Raw genomic sequence first — 21,462 nt, 5'->3', positions numbered from 1 at the left:
ACAGGATCGAGTAGGCCGGGTAAGGCGGAGCCGCCACCCGGCTTTGTTTTACAACCTCACCGGATCAATATGCCAGATATTCTCGGCATACTCTTTGATGGTCCTGTCTGACGAGAAGTATCCCATGTTGGCGATGTTATGCATCGCGGCGCTGGTCCACTTCTCCTGCTGACGGTACAGTTCGTCCACCTTATTCTGACAATCCACGTAGCTGCGGTAATCCGCCAGCACCTGATAGTGATCGCCAAAGTTAATCAGCGAGTCCACCAGGTCACGATAGCGCCCAGGCTCCTCAGGGTTAAACACCCCGGTGGCGATTTGCGTCAGCACCTGGCGTAACTCTTCATCCTCTTCATAATACTCACGCGGCGAGTAGCCCTGCTTGCGAAGCGCCTCTACCTCTTCCGCCGTATTCCCGAAGATAAAGATATTCTCCGCGCCCACATGCTCCAGCATTTCGACATTTGCGCCGTCCAGCGTGCCGATGGTCAGCGCGCCGTTCAGGGCAAACTTCATGTTGCTGGTGCCGGATGCTTCCGTCCCCGCCGTGGAAATCTGCTCAGAGAGATCCGCCGCCGGAATAATCAGCTGCGCCAGGCTTACGCTGTAGTTCGGGATAAACACCACTTTCAGCTTGTCGCCAATGTCCGGATCCTGGTTCACTACCTTCGCCACATCGTTGATAAGATGAATGATGTGCTTCGCCATGTAGTACGCGGAGGCCGCCTTACCGGCAAAGATTTTCACGCGCGGCACCCACTCCGCCGTCGGGTCAGCCTTAATGCGGTTGTAGTGAGTGATGACGTGCAGGACGTTCATCAGCTGACGCTTGTACTCGTGGATACGTTTGATCTGCACGTCGAACAGCGCTTTCGGGTTCGCCACCACGTTGAGATGCATCGCCAGCCAGACTGACAGCCGTTTCTTGTTCAGCAGCTTGGCTTCCCGCACGGCTTTGTTCACCGTCGGAAAATCAATGTGTTGTTCAAGCTCGCTCAGCTGGCTCAAATCGGTGCGCCAGGTGCGGCCGATATTTTCGTCCAGCACGTCAGACAGCGGCTGGTTCGCCAGCGCCAGCCAGCGGCGCGGGGTGACGCCGTTGGTCACGTTGCAGAAACGCGTCGGGAAGATCTTCGCAAAGTCCGCAAACAGGGATTGCACCATCAGGTTCGAATGCAGCTCTGAAACCCCGTTAACCTTATGGCTGATCACCACCGCCAGCCAGGCCATGCGTACGCGGCGACCATTGGATTCATCAATGATCGAGGCGCGGCTCAGCAGGCCGGTATCGTTCGGGTACTGCTCCTGCAAGGTCTTGAGGAAGTAGTCGTTGATCTCGAAGATGATTTGCAGGTGGCGCGGCAGAATTTTGCCGAGCATATCCACCGGCCACGTCTCCAGCGCTTCACTCATCAGCGTATGGTTGGTGTACGAGAACACCTGGCAGGTCACTTCAAACGCGTCATCCCAGCTGAACTTATGCTCGTCAATCAGCAGGCGCATCAGCTCAGGGATCGACAGCACCGGATGGGTATCGTTGAGGTGAATCGCCGTTTTCTCCGCCAGATTCGCATAGGTTTTGTGCAGCTGATAGTGACGGCTAAGGATATCCTGAATCGTTGCCGAGACGAGGAAATACTCCTGACGCAGACGCAGCTCGCGGCCCGAGTAGGTCGAGTCATCCGGATAAAGGACGCGGGACACGTTCTCAGAGTGGTTTTTATCTTCCACCGCCGCGAAGTAGTCGCCCTGATTGAATTTACCGAGGTTGATCTCGCTACTGGCCTGCGCGTTCCACAGACGCAGCGTGTTGGTCGCATCGGTGTCGTAGCCGGGGATAATCTGGTCATAGGCCACGGCGAGGATCTCTTCGGTTTCCACCCAGCGGGATTTTTTCCCTTCCTGCTGAATACGCCCGCCAAAACGCACCTTGTAGCGCGTGTTGTGGCGCTTGAACTCCCACGGGTTACCGTACTCCAGCCAGTAGTCCGGCGACTCTTTCTGACGCCCATCAACGATGTTCTGCTTGAACATGCCGTAGTCGTAGCGAATACCGTACCCGCGTCCCGGCAGCGCCAGCGTCGCCAGTGAATCGAGGAAGCAGGCGGCAAGACGCCCGAGACCACCGTTACCCAGCCCCGGGTCGTTCTCTTCGTCAATCAGCTCTTCTAAGTCCAGCCCCATCTCTTCCAGTGCGTTTTTGACGTCGTCATAAATCCCGAGCGATAACAGCGCATTGGAGAGGGTGCGACCAATCAAAAACTCCATCGACAGGTAATACACCTGTCGCGTCTCCTGCGAGAGCTGGGCGCGGTTGGAGCGCAGCCAGCGTTCGACCATACGGTCACGCACCGCAAACAGCGTGGCGTTCAGCCACTCATGTTTGTTGGCAATAACGGGATCTTTCCCAATGGTAAACATCAGCTTATAGGCGATGGAGTGTTTCAACGCCTCAACGCTGAGCGTGGGGGAAGAGTAGCTAAATGGAGCATTCATATCAGTAACTTCGCCTCGTTACATCAAGCGTTGATAAAGGTCGCGGTAGGACTGCGCCGCAACGTGCCAGCCAAAGTCCATGGACATCGCCTGACGTTGTACGTAACGCCACAGGGATGGACGGGACCACAAGACGAAAGCACGCCGGATCGCCCGAAGCAGCGACCAGGCATTACTGTCCTCGAAAACAAACCCGCTGGCGATACCATCCGCCAGGTTTTCCAGGGAGCTGTCAGACACCGTATCCGCCAGCCCGCCCGTGCGGCGTACCAGCGGCAGCGTGCCGTATTTCAGACCATAGAGCTGCGTCAGGCCGCAGGGCTCGAAACGGCTCGGCACCAGAATCACGTCTGCGCCGCCCATGATGCGGTGCGAGAACGCTTCGTGATAGCCAATCTGCACGCCCACCTGCCCCGGATGTTCCGCCGCGGCCGCGAGGAAACCTTCCTGCAATACCGGGTCGCCCGCGCCGAGCAGCGCAAGCTGCCCACCCTGCTCCAGTAATCCCGGCAGCGCTTCCAGCACCAGATCCAGCCCTTTCTGGCTGGTCAGGCGGCTGACCACCGCAAACAGCGGTACCTTGTCGTTGACCTTCAGCCCCATCGCAATCTGTAGCTGACGCTTGTTCTCCGCTTTGTCCTCCACGGAGTCGCGACCATAGCGCGCTGCCAGCAGGAGGTCCGTTTCCGGATTCCAGATCTGTTCATCCACGCCGTTCAGAATGCCCGACAGACGACCTTCACGGTGGCGCTGTTGCAGTAGCCCTTCCATACCGTAACCGAACTCCGGCTGGGTAATTTCCCGCGCGTAGGTTGGGCTGACCGCCGTGATGTGGTCGGCGTAGTACAGACCGGCCTTCAGGAACGAAATCTGTCCGTTAAACTCCAGTCCGTGCATGTTAAAGAACGACCATGGCAGATCGATGTCATTCATATGATGCGCGTAATACATGCCCTGATACGCCAGGTTGTGCACCGTAAACACCGATTTCGCCGGGTGTCCTTTCGCCGCCAGATACGCAGGAGCCAGCCCCGCATGCCAGTCGTGCGCGTGCACCACGTTCGGACGCCAGAACGGATCCAGCCCGACGGCCATCTCCGCCCCCACCCAGCCGAGCAGGGCAAAGCGCAGCACGTTATCGGTATAGGCGTACAGGTTGGTATCGTGATACGGGCTGCCGGGTCGGTCGTATAAATGCGGCGCATCAATCAGGTAAATCCCTACGCCATTGTAATGTCCAAACAGCAGGGTGATACGTCCCGCGAAGGTCTCGCGGCGGGTAACAACCTTCGCATCGGGAATACCACGCCGGATATCCGGAAAAGCGGGTAACAACACGCGGGTATCCACCCCTCCGGCAATTTGCGCCGCCGGTAATGCACCAAGAACATCCGCCAGTCCGCCCGTTTTTAACAACGGGAACATCTCAGAACATACGTGTAAAACCTGCATCATCGCTCCTGTTTGATTTGCAGCTTCCGCAACATTTCCCGTGTTACTAACACGATCCCCTCTTCCGATCGGTAGAAACGACGTGCATCTTCTTCCGCGTTTTCCCCAATCACCATCCCTTCGGGAATGACGCAGGCACGGTCGATAACGCAGCGACGCAGACGACATGAGCGCCCTACCCAGACATCCGGCAGCAGGACTGCCGAATCGATATTACAGAATGAGTTTATACGCACGCGCGGGAACAGCACGGACTGCACCACCACCGAACCGGAGATAATGCACCCGCCAGAGACCAGCGAGTTCAGCGTCATACCGTGGCTGCCGGAGCGATCCTGGACGAACTTCGCCGGCGGCAGCGATTCCATATGGGTGCGAATCGGCCAGTTCTGGTCGTACATATCCAGTTCAGGCGTCACAGATGCCAAATCGAGGTTGGCTTTCCAGTAGGCTTCCAGCGTGCCGACGTCGCGCCAGTAAGGTTCCGCATTTGGATCGGACTGCACGCAGGACAATGGGAAAGGATGTGCATACGCCATGCCAGCTTTGGTAATTTTCGGGATGATGTCTTTACCGAAGTCGTGGCTGGAGTTTTCGTCTTTGTCGTCTTCTTCCAGCAGCTCATAAAGATAATCGGCATCAAAGACATAGATCCCCATGCTGGCGAGCGATTTGGTGTCGTCTCCCGGCATGGTTGGCGGATTCGCCGGTTTTTCGACAAAGTCGATAATCTTGTCATCGCCATCTACATGCATCACGCCAAACGCGGTTGCTTCTGCAACAGGCACCGGCAGACACGCCACGGTGCAGCGCGCACCTTTTTCGACGTGGTCGATCAGCATGTGGGAGTAATCTTGCTTGTAGATGTGGTCCCCGGCGAGGATAACGATGTATTCCGCGTTGTAGCGGCGAATGATGTCGAGGTTCTGGGTCACGGCATCCGCCGTGCCGCGGTACCAGTTCTCCCCGTGAACGCGCTGCTGCGCCGGGAGCAGATCGACAAACTCGTTCATCTCTTCGCTGAAGAATGACCAGCCGCGCTGAATGTGCTGCACCAGCGTGTGCGACTGATACTGGGTAATGACGCCAATACGGCGAATGCCTGAGTTCAGGCAGTTGGAGAGTGCAAAATCGATAATACGGAACTTACCACCAAAGTGAACGGCCGGTTTGGCGCGCTTGATGGTCAAATCTTTCAGACGGGTACCACGCCCGCCCGCGAGGATCAGGGCAACTGTTTTTAATGGTAGCTGGCGCGCCAACATTAACGGATCGTTCTTCTCTAATCTAACCATGACTAACTCCTTTTTTATCATCTTTGGAATACGCACACTCCGTGCGCAGGCCCGTGCCAGACAGCCATAACAACCGGATTATCCGCTCCGGCAAAGGGAGGAATGGCTCGCCATTCCCCGTCAGGTAAAACAATCTCTGCGACGTCATCCGTCGCGTTCAGCGTCACCAGCCACGCATCCGAAAGCAGGATTTGCAGACAGGGTATGCCGTGTTGCCACTCTTGCGCGCTTAACGGTTGCGCGTCTTTATTCAGCCAGCGAACGTTGCCGTCGCCCTCTTCCCACCAGCAGTCGGCGGTGAGCGCGGGGATGTGCTGGCGAAGATGGATCAGCGCCGCGGTGAAATGGGTCAACCCGCTGTTCGCTTCTTCCCAGTTGAGCCAGGTCAGGGTGTTGTCCTGGCAATAGGCGTTGTTGTTGCCGTGCTGGCTGTGACCGTGCTCATCGCCCGCCAGCAGCATCGGCGTGCCCTGCGACAACAAAAGCGTCGTCAGCAGCGCATGAACGCTGGCGCGTCGCCGCTCGATCACATCCAGACTTCCGCCTAACCCTTCTATACCATGGTTAAAGCTATGGTTGTTGTTAGTCCCATCGCGATTCTCTTCGCCGTTTGCCTCATTGTGTTTCTGATTGAAACAAACGCAGTCGCGCAGCGTAAAACCGTCGTGCGCCGTCACCAGATTAATGGTGGCCGACGGACGTTTGCCGTCACGCTTAAAGAGATCGCTGGAGCCGGCAAAGCGACCGGCAAACTCCCCCAGCGACAGATCGCGCGTCAGCCAGAAGCGGCGGACGGCATCGCGGAAGTGGTCGTTCCACTCGGCAAACAGCGGCGGGAAGTTCCCCACCTGATAGCCGCCCTCGCCGATGTCCCAGGGCTCCGCAATCAGCTTCACCTTTGAAAGCACCGGACAGTTTTTGATGGCCTCAAACAGCGGCGCCTGCTGGCTGAACGCCGGGGTGCGCCCCATTACCGGCGCCAGGTCGAAACGAAAACCGTCCACGTGGAACGTCTCAACCCAGTATTTCAGGCACGCGTATGCGTAATGCGTAACGGCCGGATGACTGAGGTTGAGGGTGTTACCGCACCCGGTCCAGTTCTCGTAATCGCCGTCGTCCCTGATCCAATAATAGCTACGGTTATCGATTCCGCGCTGTGAGAGCGTCGGGCCATCAAGATCGCTTTCTGCACTGTGGTTCAACACCACGTCCAGAATGACCTCGATACCCGCCGCGTGAAGCGCCTTCACCGCATCGCGAAACTCATCCCGCGCCTTCTCCGGATGCACCGCGTAGCGCGGGTCGAGGGCGAACATCGCCAGCGGGTTGTAGCCCCAGTAGTTGCTTAACCCAAGACGCTGCAGCCGCGGCTCGCTGGCAAAATGCGCCACGGGCAACAGCTCCAGGGCGGTGATCCCTAAGTGCTTCAGGTACGCGACCATCGTCGGATGCCCAAGCGCTTTGTAGGTGCCGCGCATCTCTTTGGGGATTGACGGATGCAGATACGTCAGCCCTTTGACGTGGGCTTCATAAATAACGGTGTTGCCCCACGGCGTGCGCGGCGGGGCATCGTCTTCCCAGTCGTAGAGATCGTGCACCACCACGCTTTTGGGCGCGACGGGTGCGCTGTCGCGGTGGTCTGGTTCGCCGTAGCCAACGTGGAACAGCGGATCGTCTTTAAACTCGCCGTCCACGCGGTGCGCACATGGGTCAATCAGCAGCTTCGCCGGGTTAAACCAGTGCCCCTGAGAGGGCTCCCAGGGGCCGTGTACGCGAAAACCGTAGTGCATCCCCGGCCGTCCTCCGGGCAGGTAGCCATGCCAGGTATCCCCCGTGCGCGCCGGTAAATCGTAACGGTGTTCGTTACCTTCCCCGTCAAACACACAGAGTTCCACCCGCTCAGCATGGGCAGAAAAGAGCGTAAAGTTCACCCCCTTTCCGTCAAAACTCGCCCCGAGCGGTTCGGGTTTACCTGCCGAGAGCTGCGTCATTCTCCCTCCCGCACCAGCCAGATTGTGCTCAGCGGCGGCAGCGTCAGGCCAAGGGAGTTCGGACGACCGTGGCTTTCGATGGCGTCGCTCTGTACCAGGCCACCGTTACCGGCGTTGCTGCCGTGGTAGTGCATGGAGTCGGTGTTAAGGATTTCGCGCCATTTGCCCGGCTGGTTTATGCCGAAGCGGTAGTGTTCGCGCGGTATCGGCGTGAAGTTGCTGGCGACAATGATCTCGTTACCCGCCTTGTCGCGGCGCACAAAGACAAACACCGAGCGCTCGTGGTCGTCCACCACCAGCCACTCAAAGCCGTACGGATCGAAGTCCAGCTCGTGCAGCGCTTTGTGGTGGCGATAGGTCAGGTTCAGGTCGCGAACCAGACGCTGCACGCCGTGGTGCCAGTTGTCCGCGCCTTCCAGCAGATGCCAGTCAAGGCTGGTGTCGTGGTTCCATTCGCGCCCTTGCGCAAATTCGTTGCCCATAAACAGCAGCTTTTTGCCCGGGAAGGCGAACATCCAGCCGTAATAGGCGCGCAGGTTGGCAAACTTCTGCCACGCGTCCCCCGGCATGCGGTCGAGAACGGATTTCTTGCCGTGTACCACTTCATCGTGCGACAGCGGCAGCATGAAGTTTTCGGTGTAGTTGTAGAGCAGCCCGAAGGTGAGCTTATCGTGGTGATACTGACGATAAACCGGGTCAAGCTTCATGTAGTCGAGCGTGTCGTGCATCCAGCCGAGGTTCCACTTGTACCAGAAGCCCAGGCCGCCCATTGCCGGTGGACGGGAAACGCCCGGGAAGTCGGTTGACTCTTCAGCCATGGTCACAGCGCCTTCCACCTGCTCGCCGATAATGCGGTTGGTGTTGCGCAGAAACTCAATCGCTTCGAGGTTTTCACGCCCGCCATACTCGTTTGGGATCCACTCACCCTCTTTGCGGCTGTAGTCGCGGTAGATCATCGACGCCACTGCATCGACGCGCAGGGCATCAATGCCGAAACGTTCGATCCAGTACAGCGCGTTCCCGACCAGGTAGTTTGACACTTCACGGCGACCGTAGTTGTAGATCAGCGTGTTCCAGTCCTGGTGATAGCCTTCGCGCGGATCGCTGTGCTCGTACAACTTCGTACCGTCAAACTCTGCCAGCGCAAAATCATCCGACGGGAAGTGGCCCGGCACCCAGTCGAGGATCACGTTCAGTCCGGCGGCGTGCGCGGCATCAATGAAATAGCGGAAGTCATCGCGCGTGCCGAAGCGGCGCGTAGGCGCATATAGCCCGGTCGGCTGATAGCCCCAGCTACCGTCGAACGGGTGTTCGTTGATTGGCAGCAGCTCCAGATGGGTAAAGCCCATCCATTTGGCGTACGGCACCAGCTGGTCCGCCAGCTCGCGATAGCTCAGCCAGAAGTTGTTATCGGTGTGGCGACGCCAGGAGCCGAGATGCACTTCATAGACGGAGATCGGCGCATCAAAGCGGTTGGCCTGCTTGCGCTCCTCGCTCTGGACAACCTTCTCCGGCAGGCCGCAAATCAGCGAGGCGGTATTCGGGCGCAGTTCGGCCTCAAAGGCGTACGGGTCGGATTTAATACGCAGCTTGCCGTTGGCATCGATCATCTCGAATTTGTAGAGCTGACCGTTGTGCGCGCCGGGGATAAACAGCTCCCAGATGCCGGTTTCCCGGCGCAGGCGCATGGGGTGACGACGACCGTCCCAGTAGTTGAACTGCCCGACGACGGAGACGCGCTGGGCGTTTGGCGCCCATACGGCAAAGCGCGTGCCGGTGATACCGTCCATGGTATCCGCATGGGCACCCAGCGTTTCGTAGGGGCGTAAATGGGTCCCTTCGGACAGCAGCCAGGCGTCCATCTCTTTTAAGAGCGGGCCGAAGCTATAGGGATCATCAATCAGGTTTTGCTGACCGTGCCAGATAACGGCAAGCTGATAACGAAAAGGATTTTTACGGCGGGGCATGACGCCCGAGAAGAAGCCACGCGAGTCGAGGCATTCCAGATTACCCACCTTGCGGCCGGTTTTGGGTTCGATAACCCACACTTCTGTTGCATCCGGTAACAGCGCCCGAACTTCCAGTCCGGCCTCTGTACGGTGCATCCCTAGCACAGAAAAGGGGTCGGCAAAGTGACCCGCAATAAGCGCATTAATCACGTCTCTCGAAATACGATCGGACATGGTATTCATCCTGTTTTTTTATGTCGCCCTTTTTACGCGCTCCGGGACGACTTTTAATGTGACCTAAACGGTGCAGTTAATCCTCTCTGCTCCGCCCTACCCTCAGGTGAGAAATAAATCTTCCTTAAAGCATAGCCAACGTCGTGGGCCCTCCTGATAAAAAATAAGACATCTGCGTTTTACTCCATGTAGTACGCAAAAAAAGGGGGTGACATTCACCCCCGGTGTTTAACAAATTATTACGCCAGCTGGCGCAGCATGCGGCGCAGCGGCTCGGCGGCACCCCATAGAAGCTGGTCGCCAACGGTGAACGCGGAGAGGTACTCCGGCCCCATGTTCAGCTTGCGCAGGCGGCCAACCGGGGTGGTCAGCGTGCCGGTGACGGCTGCCGGGGTCAGTTCGCGCATGGTGATATCGCGATCGTTTGGCACCACTTTCGCCCACGGGTTGTGCGCGGCCAGCAGCTCTTCCACGGTCGGAATAGACACATCTTTTTTCAGTTTAATGGTGAAAGCCTGGCTGTGGCAGCGCAGCGCGCCGATACGCACGCACAGACCGTCAACCGGAATGGTGTTCGCGGTGGCGAGGATTTTGTTGGTCTCAGCCTGGCCCTTCCACTCTTCGCGGGTCTGGCCGTTATCCAGCTGTTTGTCGATCCACGGGATCAGGCCGCCGGCCAGCGGTACGCCAAAGTTATCCACCGGCAATTCGCCACTGCGGGTGAGCTGAGTGACTTTACGCTCGATATCAAGGATCGCGGACGCCGGGTTTGCCAGCTCGGTCGCGACGCTATGGTGCAGCTGGCCCATCTGGGTCAGCAGCTCGCGCATATGTCGCGCGCCGCCGCCGGACGCCGCCTGGTAGGTCGCTACGGAGACCCACTCCACCAGATCCTGTGCGAACAGGCCGCCGAGGGACATCAGCATCAGGCTGACGGTGCAGTTACCGCCAACAAAGGTTTTCACGCCGTTGTTCAGGCCGTCGGTAATGACATCCTGGTTAACCGGGTCGAGAATGATGATGGCATCGTCTTTCATACGCAGCGAAGAGGCCGCGTCAATCCAGTAGCCCTGCCAGCCGCTTTCACGCAGCTTCGGATAAATTTCGTTGGTATAATCGCCGCCCTGGCAGGTCACAATAATGTCGAGTGCCTTCAGCGCTTCCAGATCGTAAGCATCCTGCAACGTGCCTGTGGTACCACCAAAGGACGGTGCAGCCTGGCCGAGCTGGGAAGTGGAGAAGAAGACCGGGCGGATGGCGTCGAAATCGCGCTCTTCAACCATGCGTTGCATGAGTACAGAGCCGACCATACCGCGCCAGCCGATAAAACCAACGTTTTTCATAGCATTTTTTTCCTGCAAGGGGTGTGTGCTGATTGTGCAAGCCAGTATTGAACTGGGATATGCTTCACATTACAAAATGCTGCCAAAGTCGCAAGCGAAATTAATCGATGATTGCCCGGCAATCAGAAAAAGTGCTAATCATCGCAATGACCACAATAAGTATCAGGGATAATTTAAGATGAGTGAAATCATTTCCGCAGCGGTTTTATTGATCCTGATTATGGATCCGCTCGGTAATCTGCCGATCTTCATGTCGGTGCTGAAGCACACCGAGCAGAAGCGCCGTCGGGCGATCATGATCCGCGAGCTGCTCATCGCCCTGCTGGTGATGTTTATCTTCCTGTTCGCCGGTGAAAAAATCCTCGCTTTCCTGAACTTACGTGCCGAAACGGTCTCCATTTCCGGCGGGATCATTTTGTTCCTGATTGCCATAAAGATGATTTTCCCGAGCGCGGAAGGCAGCAGCAGCGGCCTGCCTGCGGGTGAAGAACCGTTTATCGTGCCGCTGGCGATTCCGCTGGTCGCCGGGCCAACGATTCTGGCAACGCTGATGCTGTTGTCGCATCAGTATCCGAATCAGATGAGCCACCTGGTCATTGCCCTGCTGATCGCCTGGGGCGGGACATTTATTATCCTGTTGCAGTCATCGCTGTTCCTGCGCCTGCTGGGCGAGAAAGGGGTGAACGCCCTCGAGCGCCTGATGGGGCTGATTCTGGTGATGATGGCGACGCAGATGTTCCTGGATGGGATCCGGGCATGGATGAAAGGGTGAAGATGTAAAAAAGCCGGGTGGCGCTTACGCTTACCCGGCCTACGGGACCTGATTTTTTTGTAGGTCGGGTAAGGCGAAGCCGCCACCCGACAAAATACGGTCTCGTTAGCTCAGCAGCGTAAACGCAATCATCCCGACAACCGCACCCGTCGTGCCGAGGATGGTTTCCATCAGCGTCCAGGTTTTCAGGGTTTGCGCTTCGGTTGCGCCGGTAAATTTACCGAACAGCCAGAAGCCTGCGTCGTTCACGTGAGAAACCACAATCGAACCGCCCGCGATACAGATAGAGAGCGCCGCCATCTGCGCGCCGGAGTAGTTCAGCTGTTCAATCACCGGCATCACCAGCCCCACCGCGGTTAAGCACGCCACGGTCGCGGAGCCCTGAATGATACGCACCGCCGCGGCCAGCACGAAGCAGGTGACCGCAATCGGCAGGCCCATTCCGGTCAGCGCTTCGCCCAGCGCCGGGCCAACGCCGGAATCCACCAGCACCTGCTTGAACACGCCGCCCGCCCCGATCACCAGCAGAATAATCCCCGCCGGTTGTAGCGCGGCACCGCATATCTCCATCACGCGATCTTTTGGCATGCCCTGACGCATCGCCAGGCCGTAAATTGCCACCAGACACGCCACCAGGATCGCAGTGAATGGATGGCCAATAAATTCGAACCATTCGTAAGCGGTTGACCCCACCGGTACAAAACGCGCGGCGATGGTTTTCAGGCCCACCAGCACCAGCGGCAGCAGGATCAGTGACAGACTGAAGCCGAAGGACGGCATTTTGCCCTCGCCCAGGTGCGGCTCGGAGATGTCATCCGGAATGTGCAGCTCAACGTAACGGCTAATGAAGTTGCCCCACAGCGGACCGGCGATAATCATCCCCGGGATCGCCGCACACAGGCCAATCAGGATCATCCAGCCAAAGTCAGCATGCATCTGGGAGGCCAGCAGCATCGGCGCAGGCCCCGGCAGCAGAAACGCCGCCGCCGCCGCCACGCCCGCAAACAGCGGAATGACCAGCTTCACGAGGTTGGTACCGGTATGGCGTGCCATGGAGAACGCCACGCTAATCAGCAGCACCACCGCCACTTCAAAGAACAGCGGCAGCGCGCAAATCAGACCAGCCAGACCAATCGCGTAGTGCGCACGGCTGTGTCCGAAGGATTTCAGCATCTTGACGGCAATCTGATCGACCGCGCCCGTCTCGTGCAAAATCTTGCCAAACATCGCGCCGAGCGCGACTACGATGGCCAGGAAGCCGAGCGTGCCGCCCATCCCTTTTTCCATCGTCGCCGCAATTTTGTCGAGCGGCATTCCGGAAAAGAGACCGGCACCAATAGAAACCACCATCAAAGCAACGAAGGCGTGCATACGTGCCTTCATCACTAAAAACAGCAGCAGCAATACGGAACCCACTGCTGTCAAAACTAGCGTTAATGTACTCAAAACTTACTGCCTTTTATTAATAACCTCGATGGTGCTGGCAACAACACCTTCCAGCGGCTGATCGATATCAACCACTAAGACATCCTGTTCGTCAGCCCCAGGCTCCTGCAACGCTTCGAACTGCGTTACCAGCATCTGGGTTTTGAAGAAGTGGCCTTTACGCGCCTTCAGGCGACTTTCAATTACCCCGAAATCGCCTTTCAGGTAGATGAAAGAGAGGTTCGGGTTGCCATCGCGCAGCAGGTCGCGATAGGTTTTTTTCAGCGCGGAACAGACTATCAGGGAGACTTTATTGGTGCGCTGCATCGCGAACGCGGCATCATTCAGCGCCTGCAACCAGGGTTTGCGGTCGTCGTCATTCAGCGGCTCGCCGGAAGCCATTTTCATGATGTTGCTGCGCGGATGGAGGAAGTCACCATCAAGAAACGCAGCCTGGAGTTGATGCGCCACTTCGCTCGCCACGGCAGATTTACCGCTACCGGACACGCCCATCAGGACGTAAACGTGGTGATCGTGATTAGTCGTGCTCAAAGGGTGTCCCTCAGTCAATTGTTACGGGTAACAGTTATCGGTAACATTGTCCTGCCGGGGCATAAGAGAAGCAATATCCAAACGTGCGCGAAGTGAATAAGTGTGAGCTACTTCAAATTTGTCGGATTAAATAGATCCACCCGGTGACAAGGTGAAACCTAAATCTAACATTTTAGGGGTAACTGCCTCACCACGAATGCGCGCCAGCAGGCGTTCTGCACCAATGCGGCCCATGCGTTCACGCGGGGTCAGGACGCTTGCCAGACGCGGCTCCATCACCTGGCCAATATCGTGGCCGTGGAAGCCGGCAATCGCCATATCATCCGGGATTTTTAAACCCAGGCGCTGACACTCAAACGCGGCGCCGACCGCAAGGTCATCGTTGGTACAGAAAATACCGTCCAGTTGCGGATACTCGCGTCGCGCCTGACGCATCAGCTCAATACCCGACGTATAAGAGGAAGATTGCTCCACCATCACGCTGTACGGGGTTAAACCGGCGTCGAGCATCGCCTGCTCGTATCCCTTCTGTTTGATGATAGTACGTTCATCCAGACGCGCACCCAGATAGGCCACATGGCGATGACCGCGGGCGATGATCGCCGCCGTCATCTGACGCGCCGCTTCAAAGTTATCGAACCCCACGGCGATGTCGAGGCACGGCGACTGGCTGTCCATCAGCTCCACCACCGGAATGCCTGCCACTTCAATCATTTTCAGCGTGCGCGGGGTGTGAGTACGTTCCGTTAAAATCAGGCCGTCAATGTTCCAGGAAAGCATCGATTCAAGACGTTCCTCTTCCAGTTCCGGCTTGTACCCATAGTGGGCGAGCATGGTCTGATAACCAAAGGCATCGGTCACGCTTTCGATGCCACGCAGCACTTCAGCGAAAACCTGGTTGGTTAAGGAAGGAAGCAGGACGCCCACCGCACGGCTGGTCGCATTGGAGAGAATATCGGGCGCGCGGTTGGGGATATAACCCAGTTCATCAAGGGCGGCGGCAATCTTGCCACGCAACGCCACGGAAACCTGCTCCGGGTTACGTAAAAAACGGCTGACCGTCATTTTGGTCACACCGACGCGATCGGCGACATCCTGAAGTACGGGGCGTTTCTTTTTCATCGTCCTGAGAAATCTTGAAGTGAGAGATTTGCTCAGTTTATCACGGACAAAGCTCAACCTTCCCCGTTTAAAGGGAAGGTTGAGAAATTATTTAGACCGGCGGCAGATCAAACAGCAGAATTTCACTTTCGCTGTCGGCATGCACGGAGAGCGCCTGCTCATCCCAGACTGCCAGGCCATCGGCGGTGGTGGCTTTGGTGCCGTTGATGGACACCTCGCCTTTCACCACCTGGATCCACACGCGGCGGTTGGCGGCGATCTGGTGCACAGACTGTTCATCTTTCGCCAGCGCCCAGCGGTACAGCTCCATATCCTGATGCACTTTCAGGGAACCTTCACGCGCATCCGGGGAGAGCACCAGCTGTTTACCCTGTTTCGCATCGAAGCGGCGCTGTTCGTAGCGTGGCGTGATGCCGGTCTCTTCTGGAATGATCCAGATTTGATACAGGTGCAGTTTTTCCGTTTTGCTCGGGTTGTACTCAGAGTGACGCACCCCGGTCCCCGCGCTCATAATCTGGAACTCGCCCGCCGGAACCTGCTCTTTATTGCCCATGCTGTCCTGGTGCTCAACCGCCCCTTCCAGCACATAGGTCAGGATTTCCATGTCCTTGTGCGGGTGGGTACCGAAGCCCTGGCCTGCATCAATCACGTCGTCGTTAATGACGCGCAGCGCGGAGAAGCCCATGAAGTTCGGGTCGTAGTAGTCGGCAAACGAGAATGAATGCCATGAGTCCAGCCAGCCATGATTCGCGTGACCACGTTCGTTTGCTTTGCGTAAGTAGATCATTGTTTTCACCCTCAGTTCGTTTCGATGGAGTAAGTGTGGACGCAAACGCTCAGGGATCATAGAGGGTGAAAATTGACTCCTCTGTTCAAAAATTTAGAACAAGCACAAAGGAGCCATTTTTGCTTATCTGGCGAGGGTTACCGTGGCAGGGGAAGCCTGTTCGAATGCCCTTTCAAGGATTTCCAGGTTCGTCAGAACGTCAGATTCCTTGACGTAATTCGGCGTGCCGCTGGAGAGGGTTTCATACAGCGCATCGTAGACGCGTCCATAATCGCCCGTTTCCGGCTTCAGCTCTTCCCTGACCGTCAGGCCCTCGTCGTTCACGTACTCCAGCACGCCCATGGAATCATCTGCCGCAAAGCCCGGTTCGCCCGGCATGATGTTGGCCTTCAGGCTGGTCTCCTGCTGGTCAATACCGTACTTGATAAAGGAGCCTTTCTTGCCGTGAACGATAAATTTCGGGTAGTCGATTTTCACCAGATGACTGGTTTTGACGATGGCTTTGAGATCGCCGTAGAACAGCTGTGCTTCGAAGGTATCGTCCGGATTGGCCTTATTGCGCAGGCTGCGGATGTCGTACGCCACGTGGTCCGGGCGGCCAAACAGGGAGATGATCTGGTCCATGGTGTGTACGCCCAGACCGTAGAACGAACCGTCCTGCGGCAGGCCGGGTTTGGTTTCTGCCACAGGGCGGTAGTAATCGAAGTGGCTTTCGATTTCAACGATCTCGCCGAGCTTGCCGCTTTCGATTGCCTTTTTTGCCGTCAGGAAGCAGCTGTCAAAGCGACGGTTCTGGTACGGCGTGACGGTCAGGCCTTTGCTTTTCGCCAGCGCAAAGAGTTCCTTCGCTTCGGCGATGGTCGGGGTGAACGGTTTTTCCACCAGCACGTTTTTACCCGCTTCCAGCGCGCGTTTCGCGTAGTCAAAGTGGCTGTCGGCGTGGGTACAGACCACCACCAGCTTCACCTGCGGATCATTTAACACTTCATCAAGATCGCTGGTGAAATGAATATGGGAATACTGCGGAGACTGCTCTTCTGGCTTCGCGCGGCGGCGATAGATATGGGCCACGTGCCAGGTCTCTTTTCGGTTAAGAACATACGGAAGGTGGTAACGCGTGGTGCTTTTGCCAAATCCAATAAATGCACAATGTAGTGTCATGGCTCAGTCCTTTTGGAAGGTTACTGAGTCTAACCATAACAAAAAAAAAGCCAGCGAGAAGCTGGCTAAAGTAATACTGGAAGCAATGTGAGCAATGTCGTGCTTTCAGGTTCCCGTAGGAGGTCTTCCTGAATGCAGAGCAATAATAATCATTCTCATTCGCACTTGTCCAACACTTTTTGCAAAAAATAGCGATTGACTCAACTTTTAAAGTCACTGATGTTGGAAGGGACTTTTAACTGACTGAGGAACAAGGAATGAGTGAGATAGTGATACGCCACGCTGAACCGAAAGATTACGACGCCATTCGTCAGATCCACGCCCAGCCGGAGGTGTACCACAACACGCTACAGGTTCCTCATCCCTCAGAGCAGATGTGGCATGACCGGCTAACCGATCAGCCCGGTATCAAGCAGCTTGTCGCCTGTATTGATGATATCGTCGCCGGGCATCTGTGCATTGCCGTAGCCCAGCGTCCGCGCCGCAGCCACGTTGCCGATTTTGGAATTTGTGTGGGTGCGCAGTGGCAAAACCGGGGCATCGCCAGCGCGCTGATACGCACCATGATTGATATGTGCGATAACTGGCTGCGCGTCGACCGCATCGAGTTAACGGTGTTTGTCGATAACGCACCGGCAATCGCGGTGTACAAAAAGCACGGGTTTGAGATTGAAGGCACCGGCAGGCGCTACGCCCTGCGCAACGGCGAGTACGTGGATGCGTATTATATGGCGCGTATGAAGTAACCCCTCACCCCGACCCTCTCCCGGAAGGGGCGAGGGAGAAAAGACCGCACCGTGCAATCCCCTCTCCCCTATGGGGAGAGGGTTAGGGTGAGGGGAGCCCTCAATACCCCGCCGTTAAATCATCCACCGACCGCGGATCCGACGCGCCAAACAGGGCCCCGTCCGGCCCGACCATAATGCTCTGGGTGCTGCCCATCGCCTCCTTCACCGCCACCTTCTGCCCGCGCTGCTCAAGCAGCTTGAGGGTATCCGGGCTAAAGCCCTTCTCCACGCGCAACTCGTCCGGCAGCCACTGGTGATGGAAACGCGGCGCATTGGTCGCTTCGGCGACGTTCATCCCAAAGTCGATGCTGTTCACTACCATTTGCAACACGGTGGTGATAATGCGGCTCCCGCCCGGGCTGCCGGTCACCAGCCAGGTTTTGCCGTCTTTCACCACGATGGTGGGCGACATGGACGACAGCGGGCGCTTCTTCGGCCCGACCGCATTTGCATCGCCGCCGACCAGCCCGTAGACGTTCGGCACGCCCGGCTTGGCCGAGAAGTCATCCATCTCGTTGTTCAGCAAAATACCGCTGTTGCCCGCCACAATCCCGGTGCCGAAGGTGGTGTTGAGCGTGTATGTCACCGCCACCGCGTTTCCGTCTTTGTCCACGACCGAGAAGTGGGTGGTCTGGTTACTTTCATACGGCGCCAGCTTGCCCGGGCGGATCTCGCTGGACGGTTTAGCCTTGTTGATGTCGATCTCATCGGCAATCGATTTGGCATAGGCTTTGTTAGTCAGCGCCTGCCACGGTACCTTCACGAAATCCGGATCGCCAAGATATTCCGAGCGGTCCGCGTAGGCGCGCTTTTCTGCCTCCGCCATCACCTGCATGGCATCGGCACTACCGAAGCCGAACTTGTGCATATCGAAGTTTTCCAGAATATTGAGGATCTGCACGATGTGAATGCCCCCGGAGGACGGCGGCGGCATGGAGAAGACCTCGTAGCCGCGATAGGTGCCGCTAATCGGCTCGCGCTCCACCGCCTTATATTCCGCCAGATCCGCTTTGGTGATCAGCCCGCCGTTCTTCTGCATCTCATCGGCAATCTGATCGGCAATCGGCCCCTTATAGAAGGCGTCCGGACCGTTTTCGGCAATCAGTTCGAGACTTTTTGCGAGGTTCTTCTGCACCAGCTTATCGCCCTTTTTCAGCGGCTCGCCGTCTTTCCAGAAGATAGCCTTGCTGTTCTCATGATTGGGAATAACTTCGCTGCCGTAGGTTTTGAGGTCGTCCGCCAGCGCGTCGTTGACGCCGAAGCCGTCGCGCGCCAGCCTGATGGCAGGCTGCACCACTTTATTCAGCGGCAGCGTGCCGTATTTTTCCAGCGCCAGCGAGAACCCCGCAACGGGGCCCGGCGTGCCAGAGGCAAGGTGCGAGGTCAGGGATTTTTTACTGTCCGGATTGCCCTGATCGTCGAGGAACATATCGCGGGAGGCCTGATTCGGTGCCATCTCACGGAAGTCGATGGCCGTAGTTTTACCGTCTTTCGTGCGCAGCATCATAAACCCGCCGCCGCCCAGGTTCCCCGCCTGTGGATGCGTTACCGCCAGTGCATACCCGACCGCGACCGCCGCATCCACCGCGTTACCGCCCTGTTTAAGAATATCGACGCCCACCTGAGTTGCAAGCGCGTCAACCGAGGCCACCATGCCGTGCGTCGCCCGCACGGGATGAAAAACATCCTCCTCCACGCCGTAAGAGACCGGAGGAGCGGCGGGCGGGTTGGCCGCCACGGTAAATGTGCCGCCTGCCATCAGCGCAGCGATGGCGACCCAGCGCAAAAAGGTTGGTTTCATCATTATTGTTCTCCAGGTGAAGGGGCCTATATTCCCCGCTTAAGCCTGGTTCACAACTCTTAAAAAATCATCGTTATGCCGGAATCAGGATAAACTTAAGAGAAGCCTCAAAGGAGGAGATAACCATGAAACGATTACCGATCCTGATCGCGCTGCTTCCGTTCGCCGCGCTCGCACAGCCGATAAACACGCTGAACAACCCGAACCAGCAGGGCTATGTCATTCCGAGCCAGCAGCGTATGCAGACGGAGATGATGAGCCAGCAACAGCAGCAGAAAGGGATGCTTAATCAGCAGTTAAAGACGCAGACCCAGGTGCAGCAGCAGCACCTGCAAAACCAGATGAACGCTAATACCCAGCGCGTGCAGCAGGGCCAGATGCGCGAGCAGCCGCTGTCAAACTCAAACGGTGGGATGTTAGGGGGCGGGGTGTCGCAAAGCAGCGGTCAGCAGCATATGCTGCCGACCCAGCAGAACGGCAGTATGCTTAATAAATAAAGTTCGACCCGATCTGGTCAATCGCATCGGTACAGATGCTGTCCACGCCCCAGCGCAGCAGCTCGGCTGCACGCTGGGGTTTGTTGACGGTGTAGACCAGGATATGCAGACCGGCCTCTTTCAACAGCGTCACGCGCGCTTCATCCAGCAGCTTATGGTTGAGGTGGATCGACACGCAACCTAAGCGGGCAGTCAGCGCGCGCCAGTCTTCTCGCCACTCATCCAGCAGCAGCCCGCGCGGCAGCTCTGGTACGGCCGCCTGTGCCGCTTCCAGCGCGTCGATGTCAAACGACGACAGCAGCGGTACCGTCATCCCTTCCCACAGCTCACGCGCGGCCAGCGCGATGACTTTGCCCGTCAGTGGCCCGGTGCCGGTGGTCGGTTTGATTTCGATGTTGGCCATCATGCCGTGCTGTCGGCAGCGGTCCGCCACTTCCGCCAGCAGCGGCAATGGCTCGCCTTTGAATTCCCCGCTGAACCAGCTTCCGGCGTCCACCTTCAGCAGATCGCGCCACGGCAGTTCGCCCGCCACGCCCCAGCCGTTGCTGGTGCGTTCGAGGTTGTCGTCATGCAGCAGGAAAATTTCGCCGTCCTTCGACAGCTTGGCATCGAACTCGATCATCGTGTGGCCGTAGCGCGCGCCAGCGTCAATTGCCGCCAGGGTGTTTTCCGGCGCCAGTTTACCGCCGCCACGGTGGGCGACAATATGGGGGTAAGGCCAGTTGCTCATACTCGTTGTCCTGTTTCACCGTCAAATAAGTGCAGGTGATTTTCCGGCATATGCAGCCACAGCGTGCTGCCTGCCTTCGGGCGCTCCTGATGCGGCAGGCGCACCACCAGCTTTTGTTCGCCCCAGCGTCCGTGCGCCAGGTTGTCTGCGCCCAGCATCTCCAGCGTGTCCATCACCAGCGGCACGCCGCCGTCCGCCTGAGACGTCAAACCAATATGCTCCGGGCGGATACCGAGCGTCATCTTACGCCCGGCGTAGCCACGATAGTACCAGTTGATCGGCAACGCCATCCCGCTTTCCAGCTCAAAATGGGTTCCTGCAGCATTGATCCGCCCGTCCAGCAGGTTCATCGCCGGGCTGCCGATAAAACTCGCCACAAAACGGCTGGCCGGTTTTTCGTAGACTTCCACCGGGGTGCCAATCTGCTCGGCGATGCCTTTGTTCATCACCATCACGCGCTGGGCGAGAGTCATGGCCTCTACCTGATCGTGGGTCACGTAGAGGGACGTGGTTTTAAGGCGGCGATGCAGCTGCTGTAGCTCAAGGCGCATCTGCACGCGCAGCTTGGCGTCGAGGTTTGACAGCGGTTCGTCGAACAGAAAGACCGCCGGGTCGCGCACGATGGCGCGCCCCATCGCCACGCGCTGACGCTGGCCGCCGGAAAGCTCACGCGGGCGACGCTTGAGCAGGCCGTCAAGCTCCAGAATGCGCGCGGCTTCTTTCACGCGCTCCTCGATATGGCCTTTGCCCATGCCGCGAATTTTCAGCCCCCAGGCCATGTTCTCTTCCACGCTCATGTGCGGATAGAGGGCGTAGTTCTGGAACACCATCGCGATGCCGCGATCTTTGGGTTCCATCTCGGTAACGCGCTGGCGGTCAATCCAGATATCCCCGGACGTCACGCGTTCCAGCCCCGCCACCATGCGCAGCAGCGTGGATTTCCCACAGCCGGACGGGCCGACCATGACGATAAATTCCCCGTCCGCTACGTCTAGCGTCAGCGGCTGAATGACCTGGGTTTTGCCGTCCCAGCTTTTGGTTACTGCCTGTAATTTTAAACCTGCCAT

17 protein-coding genes are annotated in these 21,462 nt (G+C 57.5%); 3 read left to right on the top strand and 14 right to left on the bottom strand.

Annotation, left to right across the window (positions count from 1 at the left end; translation table 11 throughout):
- Positions 1–48 precede the first annotated feature (48 nt).
- From glgP to asd, 6 genes are all read right to left on the bottom strand, one after another.
- On the bottom strand, positions 49–2,496 hold the full coding sequence (gene glgP, locus C3451_RS14595) for a glycogen phosphorylase (RefSeq protein ID WP_045622177.1): 2,448 nt from the start codon (positions 2,494–2,496) through the stop codon (positions 49–51).
- 18 nt (positions 2,497–2,514) lie between these two features.
- Entirely contained in the window at positions 2,515–3,948 is a 1,434-nt protein-coding gene (gene glgA, locus C3451_RS14590) for a glycogen synthase GlgA (RefSeq protein ID WP_022649646.1), read from the bottom strand.
- Positions 3,948–5,243: a glucose-1-phosphate adenylyltransferase gene (glgC, locus tag C3451_RS14585; protein ID WP_003861582.1), complete on the bottom strand. Its 1,296-nt coding sequence runs from the start codon at positions 5,241–5,243 to the stop codon at positions 3,948–3,950. Before glgC ends, glgA begins: the two co-directional genes overlap by 1 nt.
- A 17-nt stretch (positions 5,244–5,260) precedes the next feature.
- Positions 5,261–7,234 carry a glycogen debranching protein GlgX gene (gene glgX / locus C3451_RS14580; RefSeq protein WP_023307124.1) on the bottom strand — a complete coding sequence of 658 codons (1,974 nt, stop codon included), beginning with the start codon at positions 7,232–7,234 and terminating at the stop codon, positions 5,261–5,263.
- A complete protein-coding gene (gene glgB / locus C3451_RS14575) occupies positions 7,231–9,417 on the bottom strand; it encodes a 1,4-alpha-glucan branching enzyme (RefSeq protein WP_023298793.1) in 2,187 nt (728 codons plus the stop codon). The genes glgX and glgB overlap by 4 nt, the downstream gene beginning before the upstream one ends.
- Before the next feature lie 239 nt (positions 9,418–9,656).
- Positions 9,657–10,760 carry an aspartate-semialdehyde dehydrogenase gene (gene asd / locus C3451_RS14570; protein WP_045622178.1) on the bottom strand — a complete coding sequence of 368 codons (1,104 nt, stop codon included), beginning with the start codon at positions 10,758–10,760 and terminating at the stop codon, positions 9,657–9,659.
- 178 nt (positions 10,761–10,938) lie between these two features.
- Here asd and C3451_RS14565 point away from each other — a divergent pair, with 178 nt between their 5' ends.
- The gene (locus tag C3451_RS14565; protein ID WP_063139279.1) at positions 10,939–11,532 is read left to right on the top strand and encodes a YhgN family NAAT transporter; all 594 of its coding nucleotides are present in this window, start codon (positions 10,939–10,941) and stop codon (positions 11,530–11,532) included.
- A 105-nt stretch (positions 11,533–11,637) separates the two neighbouring features.
- Here C3451_RS14565 and gntU read toward each other — a convergent pair whose 3' ends face one another.
- From gntU to C3451_RS14540, 5 genes are all read right to left on the bottom strand, one after another.
- The gene (gene gntU / locus C3451_RS14560) at positions 11,638–12,978 is read right to left on the bottom strand and encodes a gluconate transporter (protein WP_017693851.1); all 1,341 of its coding nucleotides are present in this window, start codon (positions 12,976–12,978) and stop codon (positions 11,638–11,640) included.
- 3 nt (positions 12,979–12,981) lie between these two features.
- The gene (gene gntK, locus C3451_RS14555; protein ID WP_003861569.1) at positions 12,982–13,509 is read right to left on the bottom strand and encodes a gluconokinase; all 528 of its coding nucleotides are present in this window, start codon (positions 13,507–13,509) and stop codon (positions 12,982–12,984) included.
- 126 nt (positions 13,510–13,635) lie between these two features.
- Complete coding sequence (gene gntR / locus C3451_RS14550; protein WP_003861567.1) at positions 13,636–14,631, bottom strand: gluconate operon transcriptional repressor GntR; 996 nt, start codon at positions 14,629–14,631, stop codon at positions 13,636–13,638.
- Positions 14,632–14,722: 91 nt separating this feature from the next.
- A complete protein-coding gene (locus tag C3451_RS14545; protein WP_003861565.1) occupies positions 14,723–15,418 on the bottom strand; it encodes a pirin family protein in 696 nt (231 codons plus the stop codon).
- A gap of 123 nt (positions 15,419–15,541) precedes the next feature.
- Positions 15,542–16,579 (bottom strand): oxidoreductase, encoded by a 1,038-nt coding sequence (locus C3451_RS14540; protein ID WP_045622180.1) that lies wholly within the window; start codon positions 16,577–16,579, stop codon positions 15,542–15,544.
- A gap of 257 nt (positions 16,580–16,836) precedes the next feature.
- Here C3451_RS14540 and yhhY point away from each other — a divergent pair, with 257 nt between their 5' ends.
- Positions 16,837–17,325, top strand: a complete 489-nt coding sequence (gene yhhY, locus C3451_RS14535) for an N-acetyltransferase (RefSeq protein ID WP_038416861.1) — start codon at positions 16,837–16,839, stop codon at positions 17,323–17,325.
- A gap of 100 nt (positions 17,326–17,425) precedes the next feature.
- On the opposite strand, the gene ggt is transcribed toward yhhY, so the two are convergent.
- Positions 17,426–19,171 carry a gamma-glutamyltransferase gene (ggt, locus tag C3451_RS14530; protein ID WP_192894888.1) on the bottom strand — a complete coding sequence of 582 codons (1,746 nt, stop codon included), beginning with the start codon at positions 19,169–19,171 and terminating at the stop codon, positions 17,426–17,428.
- A gap of 122 nt (positions 19,172–19,293) precedes the next feature.
- Here ggt and C3451_RS14525 point away from each other — a divergent pair, with 122 nt between their 5' ends.
- The gene (locus C3451_RS14525) at positions 19,294–19,665 is read left to right on the top strand and encodes a DUF2756 family protein (RefSeq protein WP_023298798.1); all 372 of its coding nucleotides are present in this window, start codon (positions 19,294–19,296) and stop codon (positions 19,663–19,665) included.
- On the opposite strand, the gene ugpQ is transcribed toward C3451_RS14525, so the two are convergent.
- Entirely contained in the window at positions 19,655–20,395 is a 741-nt protein-coding gene (gene ugpQ / locus C3451_RS14520) for a glycerophosphodiester phosphodiesterase (RefSeq protein ID WP_045622182.1), read from the bottom strand. The genes C3451_RS14525 and ugpQ overlap by 11 nt on opposite strands.
- Positions 20,392–21,462, bottom strand: coding sequence for a sn-glycerol-3-phosphate import ATP-binding protein UgpC (locus tag C3451_RS14515; RefSeq protein ID WP_022649656.1), 1,071 nt, complete (start codon positions 21,460–21,462; stop codon positions 20,392–20,394). The genes ugpQ and C3451_RS14515 overlap by 4 nt, the downstream gene beginning before the upstream one ends.

This window comes from Enterobacter sp. 301B, from assembly GCF_003850715.1.
Classification (GTDB): Bacteria; Pseudomonadota; Gammaproteobacteria; order Enterobacterales; family Enterobacteriaceae; genus Enterobacter; species Enterobacter intestinihominis.
This window is presented reverse-complemented; position numbering and strand designations above follow the sequence as displayed.

Excerpts from the sequence above, each read along its gene's own strand:
- glgP (WP_045622177.1), bottom strand. The coding sequence starts at position 2,496 with ATGAATGCTCCATTTAGCTACTCTTCCCCCACGCTCAGCGTTGAGGCG.
- glgA (WP_022649646.1), bottom strand. The coding sequence starts at position 3,948 with ATGCAGGTTTTACACGTATGTTCTGAGATGTTCCCGTTGTTAAAAACG.
- C3451_RS14540 (WP_045622180.1), bottom strand. The coding sequence starts at position 16,579 with ATGACACTACATTGTGCATTTATTGGATTTGGCAAAAGCACCACGCGT.
- asd (WP_045622178.1), bottom strand. The coding sequence starts at position 10,760 with ATGAAAAACGTTGGTTTTATCGGCTGGCGCGGTATGGTCGGCTCTGTA.
- yhhY (WP_038416861.1), top strand. The coding sequence starts at position 16,837 with ATGAGTGAGATAGTGATACGCCACGCTGAACCGAAAGATTACGACGCC.
- C3451_RS14565 (WP_063139279.1), top strand. The coding sequence starts at position 10,939 with ATGAGTGAAATCATTTCCGCAGCGGTTTTATTGATCCTGATTATGGAT.
- glgX (WP_023307124.1), bottom strand. The coding sequence starts at position 7,234 with ATGACGCAGCTCTCGGCAGGTAAACCCGAACCGCTCGGGGCGAGTTTT.
- C3451_RS14515 (WP_022649656.1), bottom strand. The coding sequence starts at position 21,462 with ATGGCAGGTTTAAAATTACAGGCAGTAACCAAAAGCTGGGACGGCAAA.
- C3451_RS14525 (WP_023298798.1), top strand. The coding sequence starts at position 19,294 with ATGAAACGATTACCGATCCTGATCGCGCTGCTTCCGTTCGCCGCGCTC.
- ugpQ (WP_045622182.1), bottom strand. The coding sequence starts at position 20,395 with ATGAGCAACTGGCCTTACCCCCATATTGTCGCCCACCGTGGCGGCGGT.
- glgB (WP_023298793.1), bottom strand. The coding sequence starts at position 9,417 with ATGTCCGATCGTATTTCGAGAGACGTGATTAATGCGCTTATTGCGGGT.
- glgC (WP_003861582.1), bottom strand. The coding sequence starts at position 5,243 with ATGGTTAGATTAGAGAAGAACGATCCGTTAATGTTGGCGCGCCAGCTA.
- gntR (WP_003861567.1), bottom strand. The coding sequence starts at position 14,631 with ATGAAAAAGAAACGCCCCGTACTTCAGGATGTCGCCGATCGCGTCGGT.
- C3451_RS14545 (WP_003861565.1), bottom strand. The coding sequence starts at position 15,418 with ATGATCTACTTACGCAAAGCAAACGAACGTGGTCACGCGAATCATGGC.
- ggt (WP_192894888.1), bottom strand. The coding sequence starts at position 19,171 with ATGATGAAACCAACCTTTTTGCGCTGGGTCGCCATCGCTGCGCTGATG.